This is a genomic window from Pseudomonas sp. FW305-7, assembly GCF_058786735.1.
Genome location: NZ_JBYSZA010000001.1, coordinates 283,503 through 305,782 on the forward strand (window position 1 = coordinate 283,503; position 22,280 = coordinate 305,782).

At 61.3% G+C, this 22,280-nt stretch carries 14 protein-coding genes; 12 read left to right on the forward strand and 2 right to left on the reverse strand.

Annotated features, from left to right (window positions below):
- Window positions 1–12 precede the first annotated feature (12 nt).
- The 12 genes from treZ to AC3WMT_RS01335 all read left to right on the forward strand — a co-directional run bounded on the left by treZ (window position 13) and on the right by AC3WMT_RS01335 (window position 16,129).
- Complete coding sequence (gene treZ / locus AC3WMT_RS01280; protein ID WP_103302130.1) at window positions 13–1,815, forward strand: malto-oligosyltrehalose trehalohydrolase; 1,803 nt, start codon at window positions 13–15, stop codon at window positions 1,813–1,815.
- Window positions 1,812–3,890, forward strand: coding sequence for a 4-alpha-glucanotransferase (malQ, locus tag AC3WMT_RS01285; protein ID WP_103302131.1), 2,079 nt, complete (start codon window positions 1,812–1,814; stop codon window positions 3,888–3,890). Before treZ ends, malQ begins: the two co-directional genes overlap by 4 nt.
- The gene (locus AC3WMT_RS01290) at window positions 3,887–6,655 is read left to right on the forward strand and encodes a malto-oligosyltrehalose synthase (RefSeq protein WP_103302132.1); all 2,769 of its coding nucleotides are present in this window, start codon (window positions 3,887–3,889) and stop codon (window positions 6,653–6,655) included. The genes malQ and AC3WMT_RS01290 overlap by 4 nt, the downstream gene beginning before the upstream one ends.
- A gap of 28 nt (window positions 6,656–6,683) precedes the next feature.
- Window positions 6,684–6,998 carry a DUF2934 domain-containing protein gene (locus AC3WMT_RS01295; protein ID WP_103302133.1) on the forward strand — a complete coding sequence of 105 codons (315 nt, stop codon included), beginning with the start codon at window positions 6,684–6,686 and terminating at the stop codon, window positions 6,996–6,998.
- A 298-nt stretch (window positions 6,999–7,296) separates the two neighbouring features.
- Window positions 7,297–9,456, forward strand: coding sequence for a glycogen debranching protein GlgX (gene glgX, locus AC3WMT_RS01300; protein WP_103302134.1), 2,160 nt, complete (start codon window positions 7,297–7,299; stop codon window positions 9,454–9,456).
- A gap of 1 nt (window position 9,457) precedes the next feature.
- Window positions 9,458–10,456 carry an acyl-CoA dehydrogenase family protein gene (locus AC3WMT_RS01305; protein WP_103302135.1) on the forward strand — a complete coding sequence of 333 codons (999 nt, stop codon included), beginning with the start codon at window positions 9,458–9,460 and terminating at the stop codon, window positions 10,454–10,456.
- On the forward strand, window positions 10,453–11,223 hold the full coding sequence (locus tag AC3WMT_RS01310; protein WP_103302136.1) for a PIG-L deacetylase family protein: 771 nt from the start codon (window positions 10,453–10,455) through the stop codon (window positions 11,221–11,223). The genes AC3WMT_RS01305 and AC3WMT_RS01310 overlap by 4 nt, the downstream gene beginning before the upstream one ends.
- On the forward strand, window positions 11,220–11,819 hold the full coding sequence (locus tag AC3WMT_RS01315; RefSeq protein ID WP_103302137.1) for an SAM-dependent methyltransferase: 600 nt from the start codon (window positions 11,220–11,222) through the stop codon (window positions 11,817–11,819). Before AC3WMT_RS01310 ends, AC3WMT_RS01315 begins: the two co-directional genes overlap by 4 nt.
- Entirely contained in the window at window positions 11,816–12,502 is a 687-nt protein-coding gene (locus AC3WMT_RS01320; protein ID WP_103302138.1) for a glycosyltransferase family 2 protein, read from the forward strand. The genes AC3WMT_RS01315 and AC3WMT_RS01320 overlap by 4 nt, the downstream gene beginning before the upstream one ends.
- Window positions 12,503–12,659: 157 nt before the next feature.
- Entirely contained in the window at window positions 12,660–13,418 is a 759-nt protein-coding gene (locus tag AC3WMT_RS01325; RefSeq protein WP_103302139.1) for a PIG-L deacetylase family protein, read from the forward strand.
- Window positions 13,419–13,861: 443 nt separating this feature from the next.
- Window positions 13,862–14,644, forward strand: coding sequence for an endonuclease/exonuclease/phosphatase family protein (locus tag AC3WMT_RS01330; protein ID WP_103302141.1), 783 nt, complete (start codon window positions 13,862–13,864; stop codon window positions 14,642–14,644).
- A gap of 414 nt (window positions 14,645–15,058) precedes the next feature.
- The gene (locus AC3WMT_RS01335) at window positions 15,059–16,129 is read left to right on the forward strand and encodes an autotransporter domain-containing protein (RefSeq protein ID WP_103302142.1); all 1,071 of its coding nucleotides are present in this window, start codon (window positions 15,059–15,061) and stop codon (window positions 16,127–16,129) included.
- A gap of 567 nt (window positions 16,130–16,696) precedes the next feature.
- Here AC3WMT_RS01335 and glgB read toward each other — a convergent pair.
- Both glgB and treS read right to left on the reverse strand, forming a co-directional pair.
- A complete protein-coding gene (gene glgB, locus AC3WMT_RS01340; protein ID WP_103302143.1) occupies window positions 16,697–18,928 on the reverse strand; it encodes a 1,4-alpha-glucan branching protein GlgB in 2,232 nt (743 codons plus the stop codon).
- Between the two features lie 2 nt (window positions 18,929–18,930).
- Window positions 18,931–22,272: a maltose alpha-D-glucosyltransferase gene (gene treS / locus AC3WMT_RS01345; protein ID WP_103302144.1), complete on the reverse strand. Its 3,342-nt coding sequence runs from the start codon at window positions 22,270–22,272 to the stop codon at window positions 18,931–18,933.
- Window positions 22,273–22,280 lie beyond the last annotated feature (8 nt).

The following is a 22,280-nucleotide window of genomic DNA, read 5'->3' on the forward strand; positions in this document are numbered from 1 at the left end:
GAGTTTTCCACGATGCCGTTACGGACCCAAGAGAACTGGCCCCACGGCGCGATCAAGCTGGACGCCGAACACACACAATTTGCACTGTGGGCACCTGACGCGTTTTCCGTAAGCGTCGAACTGCAAGATGGCCAGTCGCTGCCGATGCTGCCCCAGGCAGACGGCTGGTTCATGATCAAGGCCCGCTGTCCGGCGGGCACGCGTTACCGCTACAACATCGATGGTGAAATGGAGGTGCCTGACCCCGCCTCCCGCGCCCAGGATGGCGACATCGACCGCTACAGCGTGGTGGTCGACCCTGACGCTTATCAATGGCAACACAGTGCCTGGCACGGGCGGCCTTGGAACGAAGCGGTCATCTATGAGTTGCATGTCGGCGCGCTGGGCGGCTTTGCGGCAGTTGAACAGCATCTGGCGCGGCTCGCAGAGTTGGGTATTACCGCCATCGAACTGATGCCGATCGCACAATTCCCCGGTGACCGCAACTGGGGCTACGACGGCGTCCTGCACTACGCACCGCAAGCGTCCTACGGCACGCCGGAACAGCTCAAACACTTGATCGACACCGCCCACGGCCACGGTCTGGCGGTGATTCTTGACGTGGTCTACAACCACTTCGGCCCCGACGGCAACTACCTGAGCCGCTACGCCAAAGGCTTCTTCCGCGAGGACAAGCACACGCCATGGGGCGCCGGGATCGATTTTCGGCGTCGTGAAGTTCGCGAGTTTTTCATCGAAAACGCATTGATGTGGTTGCTGGAGTATCGCTTCGACGGCTTGCGTCTGGACGCCGTACACGCCATTGAGGACCCGCGTTTTCTACGAAAACTGGCGCAGCGCATTCGCCAACAGGATGATCCCGGCCGCCATGTCTGGCTGACCGTCGAGAATGAGCTCAACCAGTCGAGCTTGCTGGAAGAAGACTACGACGCGCAGTGGAACGACGACGGCCATAACGCCCTGCACGTATTACTGACCGGGGAAACCGACGCCTATTACGCCGACTATGCGCTGCAACCCACCGAACAGCTGGTCCGCTGCCTGAGCCAGGGCTTCGTGTTTCAAGGCCATATCACCCGTCACGGTGAACCACGGGGCGAGCCAAGCGAACATCTGCCGTCGACCGCGTTCGTCCTGTTTCTGCAGAACCACGACCAGATCGGCAACCGCGCTTTCGGTGAACGTCTGCATCAACTGGCCGATCCGCGCGCCTTGCAAGCGGCGACGGTGTTGTTGCTACTGTCGCCGATGATTCCGCTGATGTTCATGGGCGACGAGTTTGCCGCCGAACAGCCGTTCCTGTTTTTTACCAGCCATCACGGCGAACTGGCCGAGTTGGTGCGCGAAGGCCGGCGCAATGAATTCGCCGGGTTCAGCGCCTTCACCGATCCACACAAACGCGAGCAAATCCCCGATCCCAACGACGAACGAACCTTCCAGACGTCGCGCCCCGAACTGCTCGGCAACGGCACGCCGCAGCAACAGGAAACCCTTGCGCTGTACCGGGAACTGCTGCAATTGCGCCATCGCTACATCATCCCCAATCTTTCCGGCACGCAGGCGCTGGGCGCGCACATGCTCGGCCACGCCGCCGTCAGCGCACGCTGGCGACTGGGCGATGGTAGTGAGCTGCGAATCGACCTGAACCTCAGCGATACGGCAGTGGTCAACCCTCCACGGACCGGCGCGGTATGGCTGTTTCAAAAGCCACCTGCGATCGAAATGTCGGATGAGGGCCTGTTGCCCCCGTATTGCGCGCTCGTCAGCCTCACGGCCGCAACCCCTCTGCAACCTCTGAATGGAGAGCGCCTATGAGCGATGCGCAACTGGAAATTCTGGCCAGCCGGGCCGGCCTCGCGGTCGACTGGATCGACGCCAACGGCCGCCCGCAAAAAGTCGCCCCGGCGGTATTGCGCAATGTCCTGATCGGCTTGGGCCACCCCGCCAGCACTGCCCAGGAAATCGACGCCAGCCTGCTTGAACTGCAACAAGTCCAACAAGATCGCCATTTGCCGCCGCTGCTGACCAGTGACGTCGGTATCGGCGTCGATCTGGCGCGCTATTTCAAACCTGAGACGCCTTGTGAGATCCACCTTGAGGACGGTTCGCGAATGAACCTGAAACTCGACGCCGAGGCGATACTGCCCGGCCTGATCCCGGTCGGCTATCAGCAGGTTCACATTGACGATCAATACTTCACGCTCGCCGTAGCACCGGAGCGCTGCTTCAGCGTCGGCGACGCGGTTGACAATCCGATCCCCCGCGCCTGGGGCCTGAGCGTGCAGTTGTATGGTCTGCGTCGCCCCGGCGATGGCGGTTTTGGCGACACCCAGGCCTTGGAAGAACTGGCTCGCGTGGCCGGTGAGCGCGGCGCCGACGCCCTCGCGATCAGCCCGTTGCATGCGATGTTCAGCGCCGACACCGGACGTTACAGCCCGTATTCGCCGTCCAGCCGTCTGTTCCTCAACCCGCTGTATGCCGCGCCGGGCGCGATTCTTGGCGAGCGCGCCTTGCGCGATGCCATCGAGGCCAGCGGTCTGGCGGAGCAATTTGCCCAACTGGAAAGCCTGAAACTCATCGACTGGCCAGCCGCCGCCGAAGCCAAGCAGAAACTTCTGCAAGCCTTGTACGAGGGTTTTGTCGCCGGCGATCACCCGCTCCACCCCGACTTCGCCAGTTTCCGTCACGCCGGTGGTGAAGCACTGGAGAACCATTGCCGCTTCGAGGCCATTCAAGAGATGCGCGCCGCCCGCGGCGAAAGCCTCGACTGGCGCGAATGGCCCGAGCATTGGCATGACCCACGCGGCGCCGCCCTTGGAGCGTTTGCCGAGGAGTACGCCGAGCGCATCGGTTACTTCGCCTTTTGCCAGTGGCTGATCCACCGTTGTCTGGAACGCGCGCAAACCACCGCACGCAGCGCCGGCATGGGCATCGGCCTGATCGCCGACCTCGCGGTCGGTGCCGATGGCGCCGGCAGTCAGGCCTGGAGCTTTCAGGACGAACTGCTCGCCTCGCTGACCGTTGGCGCACCGCCGGACATCCTCAATCGCTCGGGTCAGGGCTGGGGTATTTCCGCGTTTTCCCCGGAAGGCCTGATCCGCAATGGCTTTCGCGCATTCATCGAAATGCTCCGCGCCAACTTCGCCCACGCCGGTGGCCTGCGCATCGACCATGTGATGGGCCTGCAACGGTTGTGGGTGATTCCCAACGGCGCGGCGCCCGCCGACGGTGCGTATCTGTATTACCCGGTGGATGATCTGCTGCGTTTGTTGACCCTCGAATCCCATCGTCATCAAGCCATCGTGCTCGGTGAAGACCTCGGCACCGTGCCCGACGGTCTCCAGGAAAAGCTCATCGCCCGTTCAATGCTCGGCATGCGCGTACTGTTGTTCGAGCAGGACAACACCCATTTCAAACCAATTCTCGACTGGCCCGACAATGCGCTAGCCACTACCAGCACCCACGATCTGCCGACGCTCAACGGCTGGTGGCATGGCCGCGACATCGACTGGAATGCACGCCTGGGTTTTGTCGATGCCAACGGTGAAATCGAATGGCGACGCCACCGCCAGCGTGAGCGCGAAGGTCTGCGCGGTGCGCTGAGTCAGGACCCGCAGAACTTCCGCGAAGAATCCCACGAGGCCGATCAAGTGGTCGACGCCAGCGTGCGTTTCCTTGGCCATACCCGAGCGCCGCTGGTGCTGCTGCCGCTTGAAGATGCGCTGGGCATTGACGAGCAGGCCAATCTGCCGGGGACCATCGACACGCACCCGAACTGGTCGCGGCGTTTGCCGGGCACCAGTGAGGCGTTGCTCGACGGCGCGGATGCCGCGCGACGTCTGGAACTTCTGGCGTGCGCGCGCCTGCAGGCTGCCGAGCGTGACCAATGAATCAATCGCTTATCCAACCATTGCGCGCCACCCTGCGCCTGCAATTTCATAAAGGCTTCACTCTCGAACACGCGGTGCCGCTGGTGCCGTATTTCGCCCGGCTCGGCATCAGCCACATTTATGCCTCGCCGTTGCTCGCCGCACGCGCCGGCTCGATGCACGGCTACGACGTGGTCGACCCAACGCAAGTCAACCCGGAACTGGGCGGCGAACCGGCGCTGCGGCGGCTGGTCAACACCCTGCGCGACCACGACATGGGCCTGATTCTAGACATCGTCTCCAACCACATGGCGGTCGGCGGCAATGACAATCCGTGGTGGCTTGATCTCCTCGAATGGGGACGCTTGAGCCCCTACGGCGAGTTTTTCGACATTCAGTGGCACTCGCCGGACCCGTTGATGGAAGGCCAGTTACTGCTGCCGTTTCTCGGCAGTGACTACGGCGTGGCATTGCAGGAAGGCACGCTGAAACTGCAGTTTGATGCGCAGCGCGGCAGCTTTTATGTCGAGCATTACGACCACCACTTCCCGATCTGCCCGAACGATTACGCTGATTTTCTTAACGGTGACGTTGCGCTGAGGTCACTGGCTGAGCGCTTCAGCGCGCTCAGCGACCAGACCGACGCGCATTCACTGGCCGTTCCTTTAAAGGAAGAACTGCGGCAATTGGCGCGCGATCCGGCGATACTCGACACCATCCAGTGCAACCTCGCGGCCTACGATTCCACTACCGATGAAGGCTTCCACAAGCTGCATCAGTTGCTGGAACGGCAGAGTTATCGCCTCGCCAGTTGGCGCACTGCCGCCGACGACATCAACTGGCGGCGCTTCTTCGATATCAATGAACTCGGCGGTCTGCGCGTCGAACGCCCGTCGGTGTTTGAAGCGACCCACGGCAAGATCTTCCAGTTGATCGCCGAAGGCCTGGTCGATGGTTTGCGCATCGACCACATCGACGGCCTCGCCGATCCACGTGGCTACTGCCGCAAATTGCGTCGCCGTGTCGATCTGCTCGCACCGGGGCGGCATCTGCCGATCTACATCGAGAAGATCCTCGGCGCCGGCGAAACGCCGCGCCGCGACTGGGCGGTAGACGGCACCACCGGTTACGAATTCATGAATCAGCTGTCGTTGCTGCAACACGATCCGGACGGCGAACACGTCCTCGGTGACTTGTGGCAACGCCGCACCGAGCGCCCTGCGGCGTTTATCGAAGAGGCGCAACTGGCGCGTCAGCAGATTCTCAATGGCTCGCTGGCCAGCGATTTCGAAAGCGTTGCTCAAGCCTTGCTGCAGGTCGCCCGCGATGACCTGATGACCCGTGACCTGACCCTCGGCGCGATCCGTCGGGCGTTGCAGGCGCTGATCGTGCATTTCCCGGTGTACCGCACTTACATCAGCGCGATGGGTCGCTCGGCCCAGGATGAAGAATTCTTTCAGCAGGCCATGGACGGTGCGCGGCAGACGCTGGGCGAAGGCGACTGGCCGGTGCTCGATTGTCTGGCAGCCTGGCTCGGTGGCACGCCGTGGCGACACAAGCCCCGAGGCCGTTCAAGAAAAATCCTCAAACATGCATGCGTGCGTTTCCAGCAACTGACGTCGCCGGCGGCCGCCAAAGCCGTGGAAGACACCGCGCTGTATCGTTCGGCGGTGCTGCTGTCGCGCAATGACGTCGGCTACAACACTGAGCAATTCAGCGCACCGCTCAGCGACTTCCACGCCCTCAATCAGCAACGCCTTGAGGCGTTCCCCGACAACCTGTTGGCCACCGCCACCCACGATCACAAACGCGGCGAAGACACCCGTGCGCGTCTGGCCGTACTCAGCGAGCGCAGCCATTGGTATGCCGAGCAAATCGAATTGTGGCGTGCCCTCGCCCGGCCGGTGCGCAGTGACGAGCAGATGCCGTCTACCGGCGACGAGCTGATTTTGTATCAGGCCCTGATCGGCAGTTGGCCGCTGGAGCTGCGCGACGACGATCAGGCCGGATTTGCCGACTACGCCAAACGGATCTGGCAATGGCAGCAGAAAGCGTTGCGCGAAGCCAAGTTGCAAAGCAGTTGGAGCGCACCGAACGAGGCCTATGAAAACGCCGCGCAATCGTTCACCGAAAAACTCCTGACCGGTGATGAAGGTGAACTGCTGCGTGCGGCGCTGAGTAAAACCGTCAACAGCATCGCGGCGGCGGGTGCGCTGAATGGCTTGGCGCAAACCTTGCTGCGCATGACCGTGCCGGGGGTGCCGGATCTGTATCAGGGTAACGAGTTCTGGGACTTCAGCCTGGTCGATCCGGACAACCGCCGGCCGGTGGATTACGCCGCTCGCGAGCAAACCTTGCAGGCACCCGTGCCGGTCGAGGAAATGCTGTCGAACTGGCGTGACGGGCGCATCAAGCAAGCCTTGATTGCCCAGGTGCTGAACTTGCGTGTCGAGCACGCCGAGTTGTTCCGGCGGGGTTCGTATCAGGCCCTTGAGGTACTGGGCAGCCAAGCGCACAACGTGCTCGCGTTTGCCCGTGAACATGAGGGAATGCAAGCCATCGTGATCGTGCCGGTCCGTTGCGCAACCCTGCTGGAAAACAGTGCTGTACCTCAGGTCGATGCGCTGCGCTGGGGCGATACGCGGGTGGTTTTACCGTTCGCCGCCTCCGACACAAACCTGAAGGGACTTTTTTCGAGCGGCGCAGTCACAAAAAACAGGGAGCTGAATATCAGCGACGCGCTGGGGGATGTCCCGGTCAATCTCTTTATCCAACACTTAACGTAAAGCATGAGTTCAGTTCAGGAGCATTGCGATGAGCACCGACGATAAACGCATCCGCGAATTCGCCTATCAGATCTGGGAGTCGGAGGGTAAACCCGAAGGCCAGGAAGATCGCCACTGGGAAATGGCGCGCAAGCTGGCCGAAGCCGAAGCCCTGGCGCCGAAAAAATCGCCGAAGGCTGCGGGCAGCAAGGCTGCCGGCAAAACCGCCGAGGTGAAAGCCCCCGCCGCCAAACCCAAAGCCCCGGCCAAAGCCAAGCCAGCAAGTGCTGCGAAAGTGATTCCCCCGGGCGAGAAAGCCGTCGAGAAAAAGCCGCGAGCTGCGCGCAAGCCCCCGGCGAACTGACGCTACCCGTTTTATTGAACTGAACAACCGTGTGGCGGGCTTGCTCGCCACAGAGGGCCAACTCGTCCTCAAAAAATACTAACCGCCATGTGGGTGAAGACCTCTGTGGTGAGGGGATTTATCCCCGATGGGTTGCGAAGCGACCCCAAAAACAACAAATGCGGAGCATCTGCCACACCGCATCCAATGGTTTTGCGACTGCTACGCAGCCGATCGGGGATAAATCCCCTCACCACAAAATCACTCTGCCACAGGTTCAGGTTTAACCGAACGACCCCCGATTTTTGCAGGAGCAATCATGACCCGTCCAAACAAAGCCGAGCCCGTCACGCACGCCGAACCCTCGAGAATCCGCGAAGGCCTGCCCTTCCCGCTCGGTGCGACCTGGGATGGCCTGGGGGTGAACTTTGCCCTGTTCTCCGCCAACGCCACCAAGGTCGAACTGTGCATCTTCGACGACGCAGGCGAGGTCGAACTCGAACGCATCGAACTGCCGGAATACACCGACGAGATTTTCCACGGTTATTTGCCCGACGCGCATCCCGGGCTGATCTACGGCTATCGCGTTTACGGCCCGTATGACCCGGCCAACGGTCACCGCTTCAACCACAACAAATTGCTTATCGACCCGTACGCCAAACAACTGGTCGGCGAGCTGAAATGGTCGGAAGCGCTGTTCGGCTACACCATCGGCCATCCCGACGCTGACCTCAGTTTCGACGAACGCGACAGCGCGCCGTTCGTGCCCAAGTGCAAGGTCATCGACCCGGCGCACACCTGGGGCAACGACCACCGCGTCAGCATTCCCTGGGACAAAACGATCATTTATGAGACCCACGTGCGCGGCATCAGCATGCGTCACCCGTCGGTGCCGGAGAATGTGCGCGGCACCTTCGCCGGGTTGATGGTCGATGACGTGCTGGAACACATCCGCAAACTTGGCGTATCCACAGTCGAGTTGCTGCCGATCCATGCCTTCGTCAACGATCAGCATTTGCTGCACAAAGGCATGACCAACTACTGGGGTTACAACAGCATCGCGTTCTTCGCCCCGGACCCGCGCTATCTCGCCAGCGGCAAGATCGCCGAGTTCAAGGAAATGGTCGCGCACCTGCACGAGGCCAATCTGGAAGTGATCCTCGACGTGGTCTACAACCACACCGCCGAGGGCAACGAACAAGGCCCGACCCTGTCGATGCGCGGCATCGACAACGCCTCGTACTACCGACTGATGCCGGATGACAAACGCTTCTACATCAACGATTCCGGCACCGGCAACACGTTGGACCTGAGCCACCCGTGCGTGCTGCAAATGGTCACCGACTCGCTGCGCTACTGGGCCAGCGAGATGCATGTCGACGGCTTCCGCTTCGATCTGGCGACCATTCTCGGTCGTTATCATGACGGTTTTGACGAACGCCACAGCTTCCTCGTCGCCTGCCGTCAGGACCCGGTGCTGCGTCAGGTGAAAATGATTGCCGAACCTTGGGACTGCGGCCCCGGCGGCTATCAGGTCGGCAACTTCCCGCCGGGCTGGGTCGAGTGGAACGACAAATTCCGCGACACCGTGCGCGCCTTCTGGAAAGGCGATGACGGCCAGGTCGCCGACTTCGCCAGCCGCATGACCGCGTCGGGCGAGATGTTCAACCAGCGCGGACGGCGGCCGTATTCGTCGGTGAACTTCATCACCGCCCACGACGGCTTCACCCTCAACGATCTGGTGTCGTACAACGACAAGCACAACGAAGCCAACGACGAGAACAATCAGGACGGCAGCAACAACAACCTGTCGTGGAACCACGGTGTCGAAGGGCCAACCGACGATCCCGAAATCAATGCGCTGCGCCATCGGCAGATGCGCAATTTCTTCGCCACCCTGCTGCTGTCACAAGGCACACCGATGATCGTTGCCGGCGACGAGTTCGCCCGAACTCAGGACGGCAACAACAACGCGTACTGTCAGGACAGTGAAATCGGTTGGGTCAACTGGGACCTGAGCGAGGACGGCAAAGCCCTGCTGAAATTCGTCAAACGCCTGATCAAGTTGCGCCTGGCTTACCCGATCCTGCGTCGCGGCCGCTTTCTGGTCGGCGAATACAACGAAGACATCGGCGTCAAGGACGTGACCTGGCTCGCCCCCGATGCCACCGAGATGACCACCGAACATTGGCATGACGCGCACAACCGGTGCCTGGGCATGCTCCTCGATGGCCGTGCACAGGAAACCGGCATTCGCCGCAAGGGCGCCGACGCGACCCTGCTGCTGGTGGTCAACGCCCATCACGACATCGTCAACTTCACCTTGCCGGAAGTGCCTGAAGGCAGTTTCTGGACCTGCATGATCGACACCAATCAGCCGTCGATTCGCGGTCAGGAACGCTTCGACTTCGGTCACGAATATTCAGTCACCGGCCGTTCGTTGCTGCTGTTTGAACTGCAACGCGAAGAAGAAGATTGATATGGAATTGCAGAACTATCTCGCGCGCCGGCCACCGGACTACGCCAACATCGTAGCCCTCGGCGGTTGCCTGCGGGCGATGGTCGAGGCCGGGCTGGATCGTTTACCGCTGCCGGGCAGTGGCCACACGCTGGAGCGCTTCCGGCATCTGGCCGATGTCGGCGGACATGATCTGGGGCTGTGCAAACTCTATGAAGGTCACACCGACGCGCTGTCGATCATCGAGCAACTGGGTGGTTCGCCAACGCCGGGCAGCACCTGGGGCATGTGGGCCGCGGAACCACCGCAGGCGCGGGTACAAGTGCGCCCCGCCGGGCACATGGTCGCGCTGCACGGGCGCAAGGCCTGGTGTTCCGGCGCGGCGGTGCTCAGCCATGCGCTGCTCACCGCGTGGGATGCCGATGATCAGCAGCAACTGGTGGCGGTGGCGCTCGATCAACCGGGCGTGAGCATTACCGATCAAGGCTGGCAAGCGGTGGGCATGGGCGCCACCGGCAGCGTCGAAGTAGTGTTCGAGGGCGCCGAGGGCCAAGCCATCGGCAACCCCGGCGACTACCTGCAACGCCCGGGTTTCTGGCAGGGCGGGATCGGCATTGCCGCCTGCTGGTACGGCGCCGCGCGGCAGATTGCCGAGGCGCTGCGCCAACACTGCGCGCAACATGAAGAGCCGCACGCCCTTGCCCATCTCGGCGCGGTCGATGCGGCGTTGCAGGCGGCGGCCGATGTCCTGCGCTTCAGCGCTTTGCACATTGATGCGCACCCCCAAGCCAACGCCGAACTGCTGGCCCGGCGCGCCCGCGCAGTGGTTGAACAGTCTGCCGAGCAAGTCCTCCGCGACGTCGGCCGCGCACTGGGTGCCGGGCCTTACTGCAAGGATCGGCATTTCGCCCGGCTGCTCGCCGACCTGCCGGTCTTCCTGCGCCAGAGCCACGCCGAACGCGACCTCGCGGCCCTCGGCCACATCGTCGCCGCGCAACCGAAAGAGGCATGGACGCTATGAACGCCGTCAAAAAAGATAATCCAATCGTCGGCCAAGGCACGTCCCTGCAGCAATGGCAGGGCTCGCGGCATCTGGCGCAACTGCAAAGCATCGACATTCTTGATCTGGTGCCACCGGGCGCGCGCGCGGTGGTCATCGCCCCGCACCCCGATGACGAAGTGCTCGGCTGCGGCGGCTTGCTGCAACTGCTCGCCGCCGCTGGCCGCCCGTTACAGTTGATCTCCGTGACTGACGGCAGCGCCAGTCATCCCGGTTCCGAACGCTGGCCCGTCGAGCGCCTCAGCGTGATCCGTCCGCAGGAGTCCGCCGAAGCATTGCGCCGGCTAGGTGTGCCCATGCATCGCCTGAAATGGTTGCGCGGCGGCTTCAGCGATACGCAAGTGGCCGCTCAAGAACAGGCACTGAGCGAGTTTATCGAACGCCACCTGCGCCCCGATGATGTGGTCTTCACCACGTGGTGCGAGGACGGCCATTGCGATCACGAGGCTGTCGGCCGCGCCAGTGCCGAGGCGGCGCAAAGAGTCGGTGCGACTTGTCACGAGTTGCCCGTGTGGACTTGGCACTGGGCAACGCCCGAAGACGCCGCTGTGCCGTGGCAACGGGCGCGCAAGATTCTGTTGTCGCCGGCGCAGGTGGCGCGCAAACGCCATGCAGTTCACGCCTTCGCCAGTCAACTGGAAGGCGATCCCGAAGCAGGGCTTGGCCCGGTGCTGGCGCCCTATGTGCTCGATCGCCTGCTGCAGCCATTCGAGGTGGTGTTTCTATGAGCGTCGAAGATCGCTACTTCGATGGCCTGTTCGCCGGCAACGACGACCCGTGGGCCTTTCGCGAGCGCTGGTACGAGCAACGCAAACGCGCAATCACTCTCGCCGCATTGCCGCGCCCGCATTACCGCTCGATTTTCGAACCGGGCTGCGCCAACGGTGAGTTGAGTGCTGAACTGGCCACGCGTTGCGACCGCTTGCTGTGCTGTGACACGGCGAGCGCCGCGGTCAAACTGGCGACCACCCGACTGAGCCTGTTTGACCACGCTCAGGTGCGACAAAGTCGCTTGCCAGGTGACTGGCCGGAAGAAAAATTCGACCTGATTGTATTTAGCGAAATCGGCTACTACCTCGACGGCAAGGATCTGACAGACGTGATCCGCCGGATCAGTGATTCCCTGACGGCCGACGGGCAACTGCTCGCCTGCCATTGGCGCCAGCCCATTGATGGTTGCCCGCTGAACGCACGGCAGGTTCACGACTTGATCCACGAGCAACTCAAGCTGCCGCGTCTGGTCCTGCATCAAGAGGCGGATTTCATCCTTGAAGTCTGGAGCCGTGAGCCCCGTTCGGTGGCCGCGCTGGAGGGTTTGCGATGATTGGCATTCTGATTCCGGCGCACAACGAAGAGGACCTGCTCGATGAGTGCCTGAGCGCCGCCATGCGTGCGAGCCGCCACGGTTTGCTCGCGGGCGAACCGGTTGAAGTGCTGGTGGTGCTCGACAGCTGCACCGACCGCTCGGCACAGATTGTCGATAACTACCCGGTGCTGAGCCTGCACATCGACGCGCGCAATGTCGGCCAGGCCCGCGCTGCCGGCGCTCAGGTGCTGTTGGAGCGCGGCGCCCGCTGGATTTCCTGCTCGGACGCCGACAGCCGCGTCGCCGATGACTGGCTGGTGGCCCAGCTCGGACTGGGCGCCGACGCGGTGTGCGGCACCGTCACGGTCGAGCGCTGGCACGAGTCATTCGATGCCGCGGCGCAAATCCGCTACCACCGCCACTACCGCGCCTGCGATGGCCATCGGCATATCCACGGCGCTAACCTGGGCGTCAGCGCTGATGCCTATCGCTGGGCCGGCGGCTTTAAGCCACTGGCGTGCGATGAAGATGTGCAACTGGTGCGCGAGCTGGAACTGGTTGGCGCAAACATCGCCTGGAGTCATCGCCCGCAAGTTCACACCAGCGCTCGTTTCGACAGCCGTGCGCGAGGCGGATTTGGTGACTATTTGCGAAAACTGGCACAGATAGAGCAAAAAAATACGGATCAGATTGATCTGTGACGCGACGAACGTCACTTCATGAGCAATACTCTGCTGCGCGGCAATCCAGGGTTCGGAGCGTCGCACCGCAATCAACCAGCCTTCACGGGTCGGCCGCGCCAGATATTCATGGCCACGGGCACGACTGAGGGCGAGACCACACAAGGACGTCGCACCCATGAAACCGTTATCGCTCACCGAAAACAGTCCGTCGGCGCAAATCTGGAACAGCGCCCCGCAACTGGACAACATTCCTGTCATCAATACCCGCAGCCTTGTGCCGCCCGGCGCCCGCGCCGTGGTGATCGCCCCGCATCCCGGCGATGAAGTCGTGACCTGCGGCGGTCTGCTGCAATTACTTTCAAGCCTCGGCCATCCATTGCAGTTGCTGTCCATCACCGACGGCAGCGCCAGTCACCCCGGCTCCCGGCAATGGTCGGAAAAACGCCTGAGCGTGTTTCGCCCGCAGGAAAGTGTCGAAGCCCTGCGCCGTCTCGGTCTGCCAATGCACAGCCTGAAATGGGTGCGCGGCGGTTTCACCGACAACGCCCTGAACGATCAGCACAGCCAGCTCACCGAGTTCATCGGCCGCTACCTGCGCCCCGGCGACGTGGTGTTCAGCACCTGGCGCGGCGACCGCAATGACGATCATGAAGCGGTCGGTCGCGCCAGCGCCGAAGCCGCTGAACTGGCCGGTGCGACCTTCCACGACGTGCCGGTCTGGGCATGGCACTGGCCGGAGCGCGACCAAAAACTGATCCCTTGGGAACGCGCACGCAAACTGCGCCTCGATACCTGGACCGTCGCGCGCAAAAGCCACGCCACCCACGCCTACGCCAGCCAGCTCAAAGGCGAACCGGCCATCGGCATCGCGCCGATGCTGCCGCCGGTGATCCTTGAGCGGATGCGTTTGCCGTATGAAATTGTCTTCGTCTAAAACCGCCTCCGTTGCAGGAGCTGCCGCAGGCTCGGGCCGCGATCGGACGAACTTTTGACTTTGTTTTTTGAAGAGCAACATCAAAAGATCGCAGCCTTCGGCAACTCCTACAGGGCTTACACATTTGCCATTTTGGAGTGCAATCAACTCCCACAGGGATTTGTGGCCACTCTGCAAGGGCTGCGATTTTTGGCTTTTAAACACCTACGTTTAAAGGACACGCAAAGACACGTAATCAGGCTACATATCCTTGCGTAATTGCCTACAGCTACGCCAGAATCCGCCGGCTTGTGCGCCTTGGGGCGGGTTCAATTGTGGGTCGGTCGCTGACGAATCAGCGATCGGATTTGACCGTCCGTCCAACATCAAGGTGTTTTCAGACGGAACTGCCGCCCTCACCCATCAGTCGCATGAACAGGCACTCAGGATTCAGAGGAGTAACCGTGTCCAGCGATCCCAAACGTCATGCCGTCGATGCTCCCGTCATTCATCGCCTGCGTGTGTTGACGGTCAATACCCACAAGGGTTTCACCGCGCTCAACCGGCGTTTCATTCTCCCGGAGTTGCGCGAGGCGGTACGCAGTACCTCGGCCGATCTGGTGTTTCTGCAAGAGGTAGTGGGTGAGCACGAGCGGCATTCGAGCCGTTACAACGAATGGCCGCAAACCTCGCAATACGAATTTCTCGCCGACAGCATGTGGAGTGATTTCGCCTATGGGCGCAACGCGGTCTATCCCGACGGCCATCATGGCAATGCACTGTTGTCGAAATACCCGATCCGCGAATACCGCAATCTCGACGTGTCGATCACCGGCCCCGAACGGCGAGGCTTGTTGCACTGTGTGCTGGATGTACCGGGCCATGCCGAAGTCCACGCGATTTGCGTGCATTTGAGCCTGCTCGAAAGCCATCGCCAATTGCAGTTGCAGCTGCTTTGCCAGTTGCTCGAATCGTTGCCGGACGATGCTCCGGTGATCATCGCCGGCGACTTCAATGACTGGCAATTGCAAGGCAACACCGCCCTCGCCCGGCGCGATTATCTGCACGAAGCGTTCGAGCGCCATCATGGCCGCCCGGCGAAGACCTATCCGGCACGCTTTCCGTTGCTGCGCCTGGACAGGATTTACCTGCGCAACGCCAGCAGTCATGACCCGCAGATCCTCGGCAACAAGCCGTGGACGCACCTGTCGGATCACCTGCCGTTGGCGGTGGAAGTGCATCTTTGATCGCCATCGACGGCATCGCGACCAGCCGCAGTATTGACAGCAACATGCTGTGCACTTTGGCTGGTCGTTGCCGTATCACGATCCGCGAACAGACCTTCCGTCGGCAATAAAAGACCTCTGGCGCGGGGCCTGCGCATTGATTTTCCATACAAACAATCACTTAGTTATGTGCAGAAAAACAAACGCTTGCGTAACGCGTTTCGGCATTACCGCTCATCGTTCAATTTCTTGACGCACAGGCCCGACTCTTCTTATCTCTACCTTACTACCCCCGGAATCACTACCCGGGGCGAGCCTCCGGACTCTCGCGAAAGCGAGCGCCTACGGTTCGCCTCGCTCCATTCGGTCGCCCCTCGTTCGGGGTAGGAGAGACGCCACATCGAGATGCCGCATGCGCCTGCAAGGTAGACCTCCATGAAAATTTCACTCACACCACACGAGATCAAAATCACTTTTTGCACAGTGTCGAGTTCTATCTTGCTGTGCTCATCCATGGAGGCGCAGGCCCGCCCTGCGGCGGATGAAACCACGCCCTGGTACCGAGAGAACGTACCGGTCATGAACCTGCCCGCGACGGTCATCACTCCCGACCCGCAGCGTTTCAGCCCCCGGCCTGACCTGCGCGGCGCCAACCTGCTCACCGAAGAGCTGGCGCCGGGTGCCTGGGACCAATTGTATGGACGTAGCGCCCGCCAGGCGCAAACCGACGTGTTGTCCTCGGGTTTCGCAACGCCCGGCAGCGGTGACTTCAAAGGCCCCGCCGTGCTGACCTTGCAAAGCGGCAACGGCGACACCCAGAAGATCGGCCTGATCGGCGGCGAAAACCAGATTCAGGCCAATGGCAATGGGCTGATCACCAGCCGCGCCCTCGCCGATCCGAACACCGACACCCTCAATCTGCAGGGCCAGAGCCTGGGGGCCTATTACAGTCTGATCGGCGCGCAGGGTTGGCACGTCGATGTGTCGGCCAGCGGCGGCCGGGTCAGCGGGTTCAGCCGCAATGAACAAGGTGCGCGGCAGGCCACTGAAGGCAGCGCGATGACCTTCTCGGTGGAGGGCGGTTTTCCGATTGGCTTGAGCGAAAACTGGGTGGTCGAACCCCAGGCGCAATTGATCAATCAGCGCATCACCCTCGATACACCCTATGCAGGCTCGAGCAATGCCTCGTCAACCGATCTGACGGCATGGAGCGGTCGCGTCGGTGCGCGTTTGAAAGGCAGTTATGACTTGAGCGGCCTGCCGGTCGAGCCGTACGTGCGCACCAACCTCTGGCACACGGTGTATACGGGTAATACGGTGACGCTGGATCAGGTCGACAAGATCAGCAGCAGTCGCAAGTCATCGACCGTCGAACTGGGCTTGGGTCTGGTGGCGCGGGTGACGCCGGCGGTGAGTTTGTATGTCAGCGCCGATTACAGCAGTGATGTCGATGACAATGATCTGAACGGGTTGATCGGCAGTCTGGGTGTGCGGATGCGCTGGTGAAACGGGATTTTCAGAGTGTCTGGGCTGGCGCCTTCGCGAGCAGGCTCGCTCCCACATTTGGAATGAGTATCCCTGTGGGAGCGGGCTTGCCCGCGATGGCGGTGGATCAGCCAACAGAAATGTTGAATGTCATGCCCTCATCGCGGGCAAGCCCGCTCCCACAATGGATCGCATTTCTCCGGTGAGAACAGCCTGGAATGCAATTCCCTGTGGGAGCGAGCCTGCTCGCGATGGCAGTGGGTCAGCCGATACAACTATTGAATGTCCGACCCTCATCGCGGGCAAGCCCGCTCCCACAATGGATCGCATTTCTCCAGTGAGAACAGCCTGAAATGCAATTCCCTGTGGGAGCGAGCCTGCTCGCGAAGACGGTGGATCAGCCAATACAACTATTGAATGTCCGGCCCTCATCGCGGGCAAGCCCGCTCCCACAATGGATCGCATTTCTCCAGTGAGAACAGCCTGGAATGCAATTCCCTGTGGGAGCGGGCTTGCCCGCGATGGCGCTGGATCAGCCAACAGAAATGTTGAATGTCATGCCCGCGACGGGCGCGACGCGGTATCGGATCAGCCCCCCGGTCTGAGGATCAACACCGCCAGAGGCGGCAGATTCAGTTCCAGCGACAGCGCCTGGCCATGGCTCGGCACTTCCTCGGTAAACGCCCCGCCGCCGTTGCCATAGTTGGAGCCGGCGTAAGTATCGGCGTCGCTGTTGAGCAACTCGCTCCAACGCCCGGCGAAAGGCACGCCGACCCGATACGACTGACGCGGCACGGGCGTGAAGTTGGCCACTACCAGCACCGGTTCGCCGTCCTTGCTCCAGCGCAGCCAGGCATAAACGCTGTTGATCGCATCGTCGCCGATCAGCCACTGAAAGCCTTGCGGTGCATCGTCCTGATCGTGCAGTGCCGGCAGCTCGCGGTACAGCCGGTTAAGGTCGCCCACCAATTTCTGTACGCCTTTGTGCTCGGAGTATTGCAGCAGATACCAGTCGAGCTGCTGATCGTGGTTCCACTCGCGCCACTGGCCAAACTCGCAGCCCATAAACAGCAGTTTCTTGCCCGGATGCGTCCACATGAAACTCAGGTAGGCGCGCAGGTTGGCAAATTTCTGCCAGCGATCGCCGGGCATCTTGTCGATCAGCGAGTGCTTGCCGTGTACCACTTCGTCGTGGGAGATCGGCAGGATGAAACGTTCGGACCAGGCGTAGACCAGGCCAAAGCTCAACTCGTTGTGATGATGGGCGCGGTACACCGGGTCCTGCTGGATGTAATGCAGCGAATCGTGCATCCAGCCCATGTTCCATTTATAGGCAAAACCGAGGCCGCCCTGCTGCGTACTCTGGCTGACGCCGGGCCACGCGGTGGACTCTTCGGCGATCACCAGCGCCCCCGGTGCTTCCAGTTCGACCACGTCGTTCAAGTGGCGGAGGAAGTCGATGGCCTCCAGGTTTTCCCGACCGCCATGACGGTTCGGTACCCACTCGCCGGCCTTGCGCGAATAGTCGCGATAAAGCATCGAAGCCACCGCATCCACGCGCAGGCCATCGATGTGGAAATGCTTCAACCAGTGCAACGCCGAAGCGAGCATGTAGCCATGCACTTCGGTGCGGCCGAGGTTGTAGATCAGCGTGTCCCAATCCTGGTGAAAGCCTTCCAGCGGATTGCCGTACTCGTACAGCGCGGTGCCGTCGAACTGCGCGAGGCCGTGGGTATCGGTAGGAAAATGCGCCGGCACCCAGTCGAGGATCACGCCGATATCGGCTTTATGGCAGGCGTTGACGAACTCACCAAACTGCTCCGGTGTGCCGTAACGCGCACTCGGGGCGAATTGCGAGAGCAACTGATAGCCCCACGAACCACCGAACGGGTGTTCCATGATCGGCATCAGTTCAATGTGGGTGAAACCCAACTCTTTCACGTACGGAATCAAGCGTTCGGCCAGTTCCGGCCAAGTGTATTGGCGCGCAACCTCACCCAGATCATCCAGCTCGCATTGCCAGGAGCCGACGTGCAACTCGTAGATCGACAGCGGCGCGGAATGCTTCTGGTGTTCGCGGCGAGCGCTCATCCATTCCTGATCCTGCCAGTCGACTCGCAGCGGCGCGGCGACTTTCGACGCAGTGTCCGGCGGCAGACTGGTGGCCAGCGCCATCGGGTCAGCCTTGAGCGGCAGAATGCCGTGGCTGCCGAGGATTTCGTATTTGTACAACTCCCCCGCTTGCAGGCGCGGGATGAATAACTCCCAGACCCCGGACGGATGACGCAGGCGCATCGGATGGCGACGGCCGTCCCAGACGTTGAAATCGCCGACCACAGAAACCCGCCGCGCATTCGGCGCCCACACGGCGAAACGCACGCCATCAACGCCATCGACGGTCATCAGTTGCGCGCCGAGGCAGGCGCTGAGGTCGCGGTGATTACCTTCGGCAAACAGATACAAATCCATTTCACCGAGCAACTGACCGAAGCTGTAGGGATCTTCCGCTTCCTGTTCACCACCGGCCCAACGGGTACGCAGTCGATAAGGCCGCGCCTGATCGAAATGGCCGACAAACAGCCCCGGCGTTTCGCTCGGCTCCAAGGGGCCGCGCTCTTCGCCAGAATCCTTATCGATCACCACAACGCTCAGCGCACCAGGTAAATAGGCGCGAATGAATTGCCCGCCGGCACCGTCGCCGTGCGGACCGAGAATGGAAAACGGATCGTGATGCTCGGCACGTACCAGCGCATCGATGTCTTTCGCCGACGGCAGCAATGCCTCTTTGACCTGACCCTGTTCCTTGTTCGAGAAACTCATGACTACTCTCCACCAAGATCGGAAAAGGGTTTAAGCCCTGTCAATAACCCATACAAACCGTGCAACGGCACGGGCAGCCACGTCGGGCGATTTTCGGCTTCATAGGCCACTTCATAGGCCGCCTTCTCCAGACCGAACAACGCCAGCGCGGCGTCGGCACCCTCAGGATCTTGCCAAGCATGATCAAGACTAGCTGCCGCTCGGCGATATGCCTGAACAAATGCCTCGCGTGCCTCACGCAAATAACGCTCGGCGACGCGATGACGGGCCGCTTCGGACTCCGCACTGTGATCGACGTTGTGCACGTTGATGGTCATCGCCGCCGCGTAATCGAACGAACGCAGCACGCCGCTGACATCTTTGTACGGACTGTGTTTGCCACGACGCTCACTCAATGGCCGCGCCGGTTCGCCCTCGAAGTCGATCAGATAGGCGTCGCCCTTGATCACCAGCACCTGGCCCAAGTGCAAGTCGCCATGCACGCGAATACGCAGACCACCGACGGACTTTTTCGCCAGATCCTGCACATGAGCAAGGATGGTCTTTTTCTCGTCGAGCAGGCGCTTGACCAGTTTCTGATCCGCCGCGTTGAGTTCGCCCTGATGCTGCTTGAGCAGTTTCAACGCATGCTCGACCTGCGCAGCAACGTCCTTGCCGCTGGCCTGTGCATCCTTGGCCGTACTGACTTGCGGCGCGAAATCGGCATTCTCGGTCGGCGCGGCGAGCACTTGGTGCATTTCGCCCAGACGCTGACCGAGCATCGCGGCGAAGTCCTTCAATTCGCCCAAGGCGTTGTAGTGCTGTTCCTGCTCGGACATGGCATCGGCCAGTTCATCGCGCAACGCCCGTTCGAGGTTGTTCTGCGTCCATTCCCAGGCGTCGCCCTGATTGCTCAGATAGCCCTGCGCGATCATCAACAGATTGTCTTCACCCTGCGCGTCGCGGCGAATCACCGAGCCGAGCAGCGGAGAGATATTGGCAAATCCGGCAGCGGTCAGGTAAGCGCTCATCTCCAGTTCCGGGTGTACGCCGGACGCGACTTTACGGATCAGCTTAAGCACCAGGCTGTTGCCGATTACCACCGAACTGTTCGATTGCTCGGCAGACAGATAGCGCACTTCGGATTCGCCACCGAGGTTGAGTTTTTCCAGGTGCGGGGTGGGTGCGAAACGGATTTCGCCATCGCTGGATTCCAGCACGGTGTTGTTCTGCATGCCTTGCAGGACAGCGCGGACAAACGCTTCAAGACTGAAGGCGTCAGTGATCAAACCAACCTGACGCACTCGACGCACGCGGGCCAGTGCCAATTGCTGTGGCAGCGCCGGACCGACCTGATCTTCAGAAATGAAGCCGAACGGCAGTTGATAACGGCTGGTCTGGCCGCCGCTGGTGACTTCGATCTCGCTGAGCAACACCGGGTGTTCGGCATCACCAAAACGCACACCGTAGGCCAGGTTGACCTTGTCGATAGCCGCATCCTTGCCGGCGAACCAGCGACGGTTCTGCAGCCAGCTCGGCAGAATGCCCTGCTCCAGCGTCGCCCGAGACGGCGCTTCGAGCAGTTCTTCCATGCGCTTTTTCAGCACCAATGTGGTGAAGTCCGGAAGGCTCTGCGCCGGCTCCACGTGCCAGCTCGGCATCTGGTTTTCGGTGGCCAGGGCGAACCAATAGAAGCCGTACGGCGCCAGGGTCAGTAGGAAAGGCAGTTGGCCAATCGGCGGGAACGCATTACCGCCAAGCATCTCCACCGGGACCATGCCGACGTAAGCCGACAGGTCCAGTTCCGCCGCCTGCGCACTGCGCGAGACGTTGGCCACGCAGAGGATGATTTCGTGTTTGCCATCGGCGTCGGTGAATTCGCGGGTATAGGCCAGAATCCGCCGGTTGCTCGGCGAGAGCATTTTCAGCGTGCCACGGCCAAATGCCTTGGATTGCTTGCGCACGGCGAGCATGCGCCGCGTCCAGTTGAGCAGCGAATGCGGATCGCCGGCCTGGGTTTCGACGTTGACCGACAGATAGCCGTATTGCGGGTCCATGATCGGCGGCAGCACCAGGCTGGCCGGGTCGGCGCGGGAGAAGCCACCGTTGCGGTCAATCGACCACTGCATCGGCGTACGCACGCCGTCACGGTCGCCGAGGTAGATGTTGTCGCCCATGCCGATCTCGTCGCCGTAATACAGCGTCGGCGTGCCCGGCATCGACAGCAACAAGCTGTTTAGCAATTCGACACGGCGGCGATCGCGTTCCATCAACGGCGCCAAGCGACGTCGGATACCGAGGTTGATCCGCGCCCGACGGTCAGCGGCGTAGTAATTCCACAGATAGTCACGTTCTTTGTCGGTGACCATCTCCAGCGTCAATTCATCATGATTGCGCAGGAAAATCGCCCACTGGCAGTTGGCAGGAATTTCCGGGGTCTGGCGCAAAATATCGCTGATCGGGAAGCGATCTTCCTGCGCCAGCGCCATGTACATGCGCGGCATCAGCGGGAAGTGAAACGCCATGTGGCATTCGTCGCCATTGAGGCCGTGCGCATCGGTGTCGCCGAAATACAGTTGAGTGTCTTCCGGCCATTGGTTGGCCTCGGCCAGCAACATGCGATCGGGATAATTGGCGTCGATTTCGGCGCGGATCTGCTTGAGGACGTCGTGGGTTTCCGGGAGGTTTTCGTTGTTGGTGCCGTCTCGTTCGATCAGGTACGGAATCGCGTCGAGACGCAGACCGTCGATGCCCATGTCCAGCCAGTAGCGCATGACCGAGAGCACCGCTTTCATCACTTGCGGGTTGTCGAAGTTCAGGTCGGGCTGGTGCGAATAGAAACGGTGCCAGAAGTACTGGCCGGCGACCGGGTCCCAGGTCCAGTTGGACTTTTCGGTGTCGAGAAAAATGATCCGCGTGCCGTCGTATTTCTGATCGTCATCCGACCACACGTAAAAATCCCGCGCCGCCGAACCGGGTTTGGCCTTGCGTGCGCGCTGGAACCACGGGTGCTGGTCGGAGGTGTGGTTGATGACCAGTTCGGTAATCACCCGCAAACCGCGCTTGTGCGCCTCGGCGATAAAGCGCTTGGCGTCGGCCATGGTGCCGTAATCGCTGTGCACGCCACGGTATTCGGCGATGTCGTAGCCATCGTCGCGACGTGGCGAGGGGTAGAACGGCAACAGCCAGATGGTGTTGACGCCCAGTTCGGCGATGTAATCGAGTTTGGCGATCAGGCCGGGAAAGTCGCCGATCCCGTCGTTGTTGGAGTCGAAAAACGATTTGACGTGAACTTGATAAATCACCGCGTCCTTGTACCAGAGCGGGTCTTTGATAAAGGTGGCTGCCTTGGGTTTCTTCGCCATGTGAAACT

What these genes read in the sequence shown, in the direction of transcription:
- treZ (WP_103302130.1), top strand. Translation starts at nt 13, where the DNA reads ATGCCGTTACGGACCCAAGAGAACTGGCCCCACGGCGCGATCAAGCTG.
- malQ (WP_103302131.1), top strand. Translation starts at nt 1,812, where the DNA reads ATGAGCGATGCGCAACTGGAAATTCTGGCCAGCCGGGCCGGCCTCGCG.
- AC3WMT_RS01290 (WP_103302132.1), top strand. Translation starts at nt 3,887, where the DNA reads ATGAATCAATCGCTTATCCAACCATTGCGCGCCACCCTGCGCCTGCAA.
- AC3WMT_RS01295 (WP_103302133.1), top strand. Translation starts at nt 6,684, where the DNA reads ATGAGCACCGACGATAAACGCATCCGCGAATTCGCCTATCAGATCTGG.
- glgX (WP_103302134.1), top strand. Translation starts at nt 7,297, where the DNA reads ATGACCCGTCCAAACAAAGCCGAGCCCGTCACGCACGCCGAACCCTCG.
- AC3WMT_RS01305 (WP_103302135.1), top strand. Translation starts at nt 9,458, where the DNA reads ATGGAATTGCAGAACTATCTCGCGCGCCGGCCACCGGACTACGCCAAC.
- AC3WMT_RS01310 (WP_103302136.1), top strand. Translation starts at nt 10,453, where the DNA reads ATGAACGCCGTCAAAAAAGATAATCCAATCGTCGGCCAAGGCACGTCC.
- AC3WMT_RS01315 (WP_103302137.1), top strand. Translation starts at nt 11,220, where the DNA reads ATGAGCGTCGAAGATCGCTACTTCGATGGCCTGTTCGCCGGCAACGAC.
- AC3WMT_RS01320 (WP_103302138.1), top strand. Translation starts at nt 11,816, where the DNA reads ATGATTGGCATTCTGATTCCGGCGCACAACGAAGAGGACCTGCTCGAT.
- AC3WMT_RS01325 (WP_103302139.1), top strand. Translation starts at nt 12,660, where the DNA reads ATGAAACCGTTATCGCTCACCGAAAACAGTCCGTCGGCGCAAATCTGG.
- AC3WMT_RS01335 (WP_103302142.1), top strand. Translation starts at nt 15,059, where the DNA reads ATGAAAATTTCACTCACACCACACGAGATCAAAATCACTTTTTGCACA.
- glgB (WP_103302143.1), bottom strand. Translation starts at nt 18,928, where the DNA reads ATGAGTTTCTCGAACAAGGAACAGGGTCAGGTCAAAGAGGCATTGCTG.
- treS (WP_103302144.1), bottom strand. Translation starts at nt 22,272, where the DNA reads ATGGCGAAGAAACCCAAGGCAGCCACCTTTATCAAAGACCCGCTCTGG.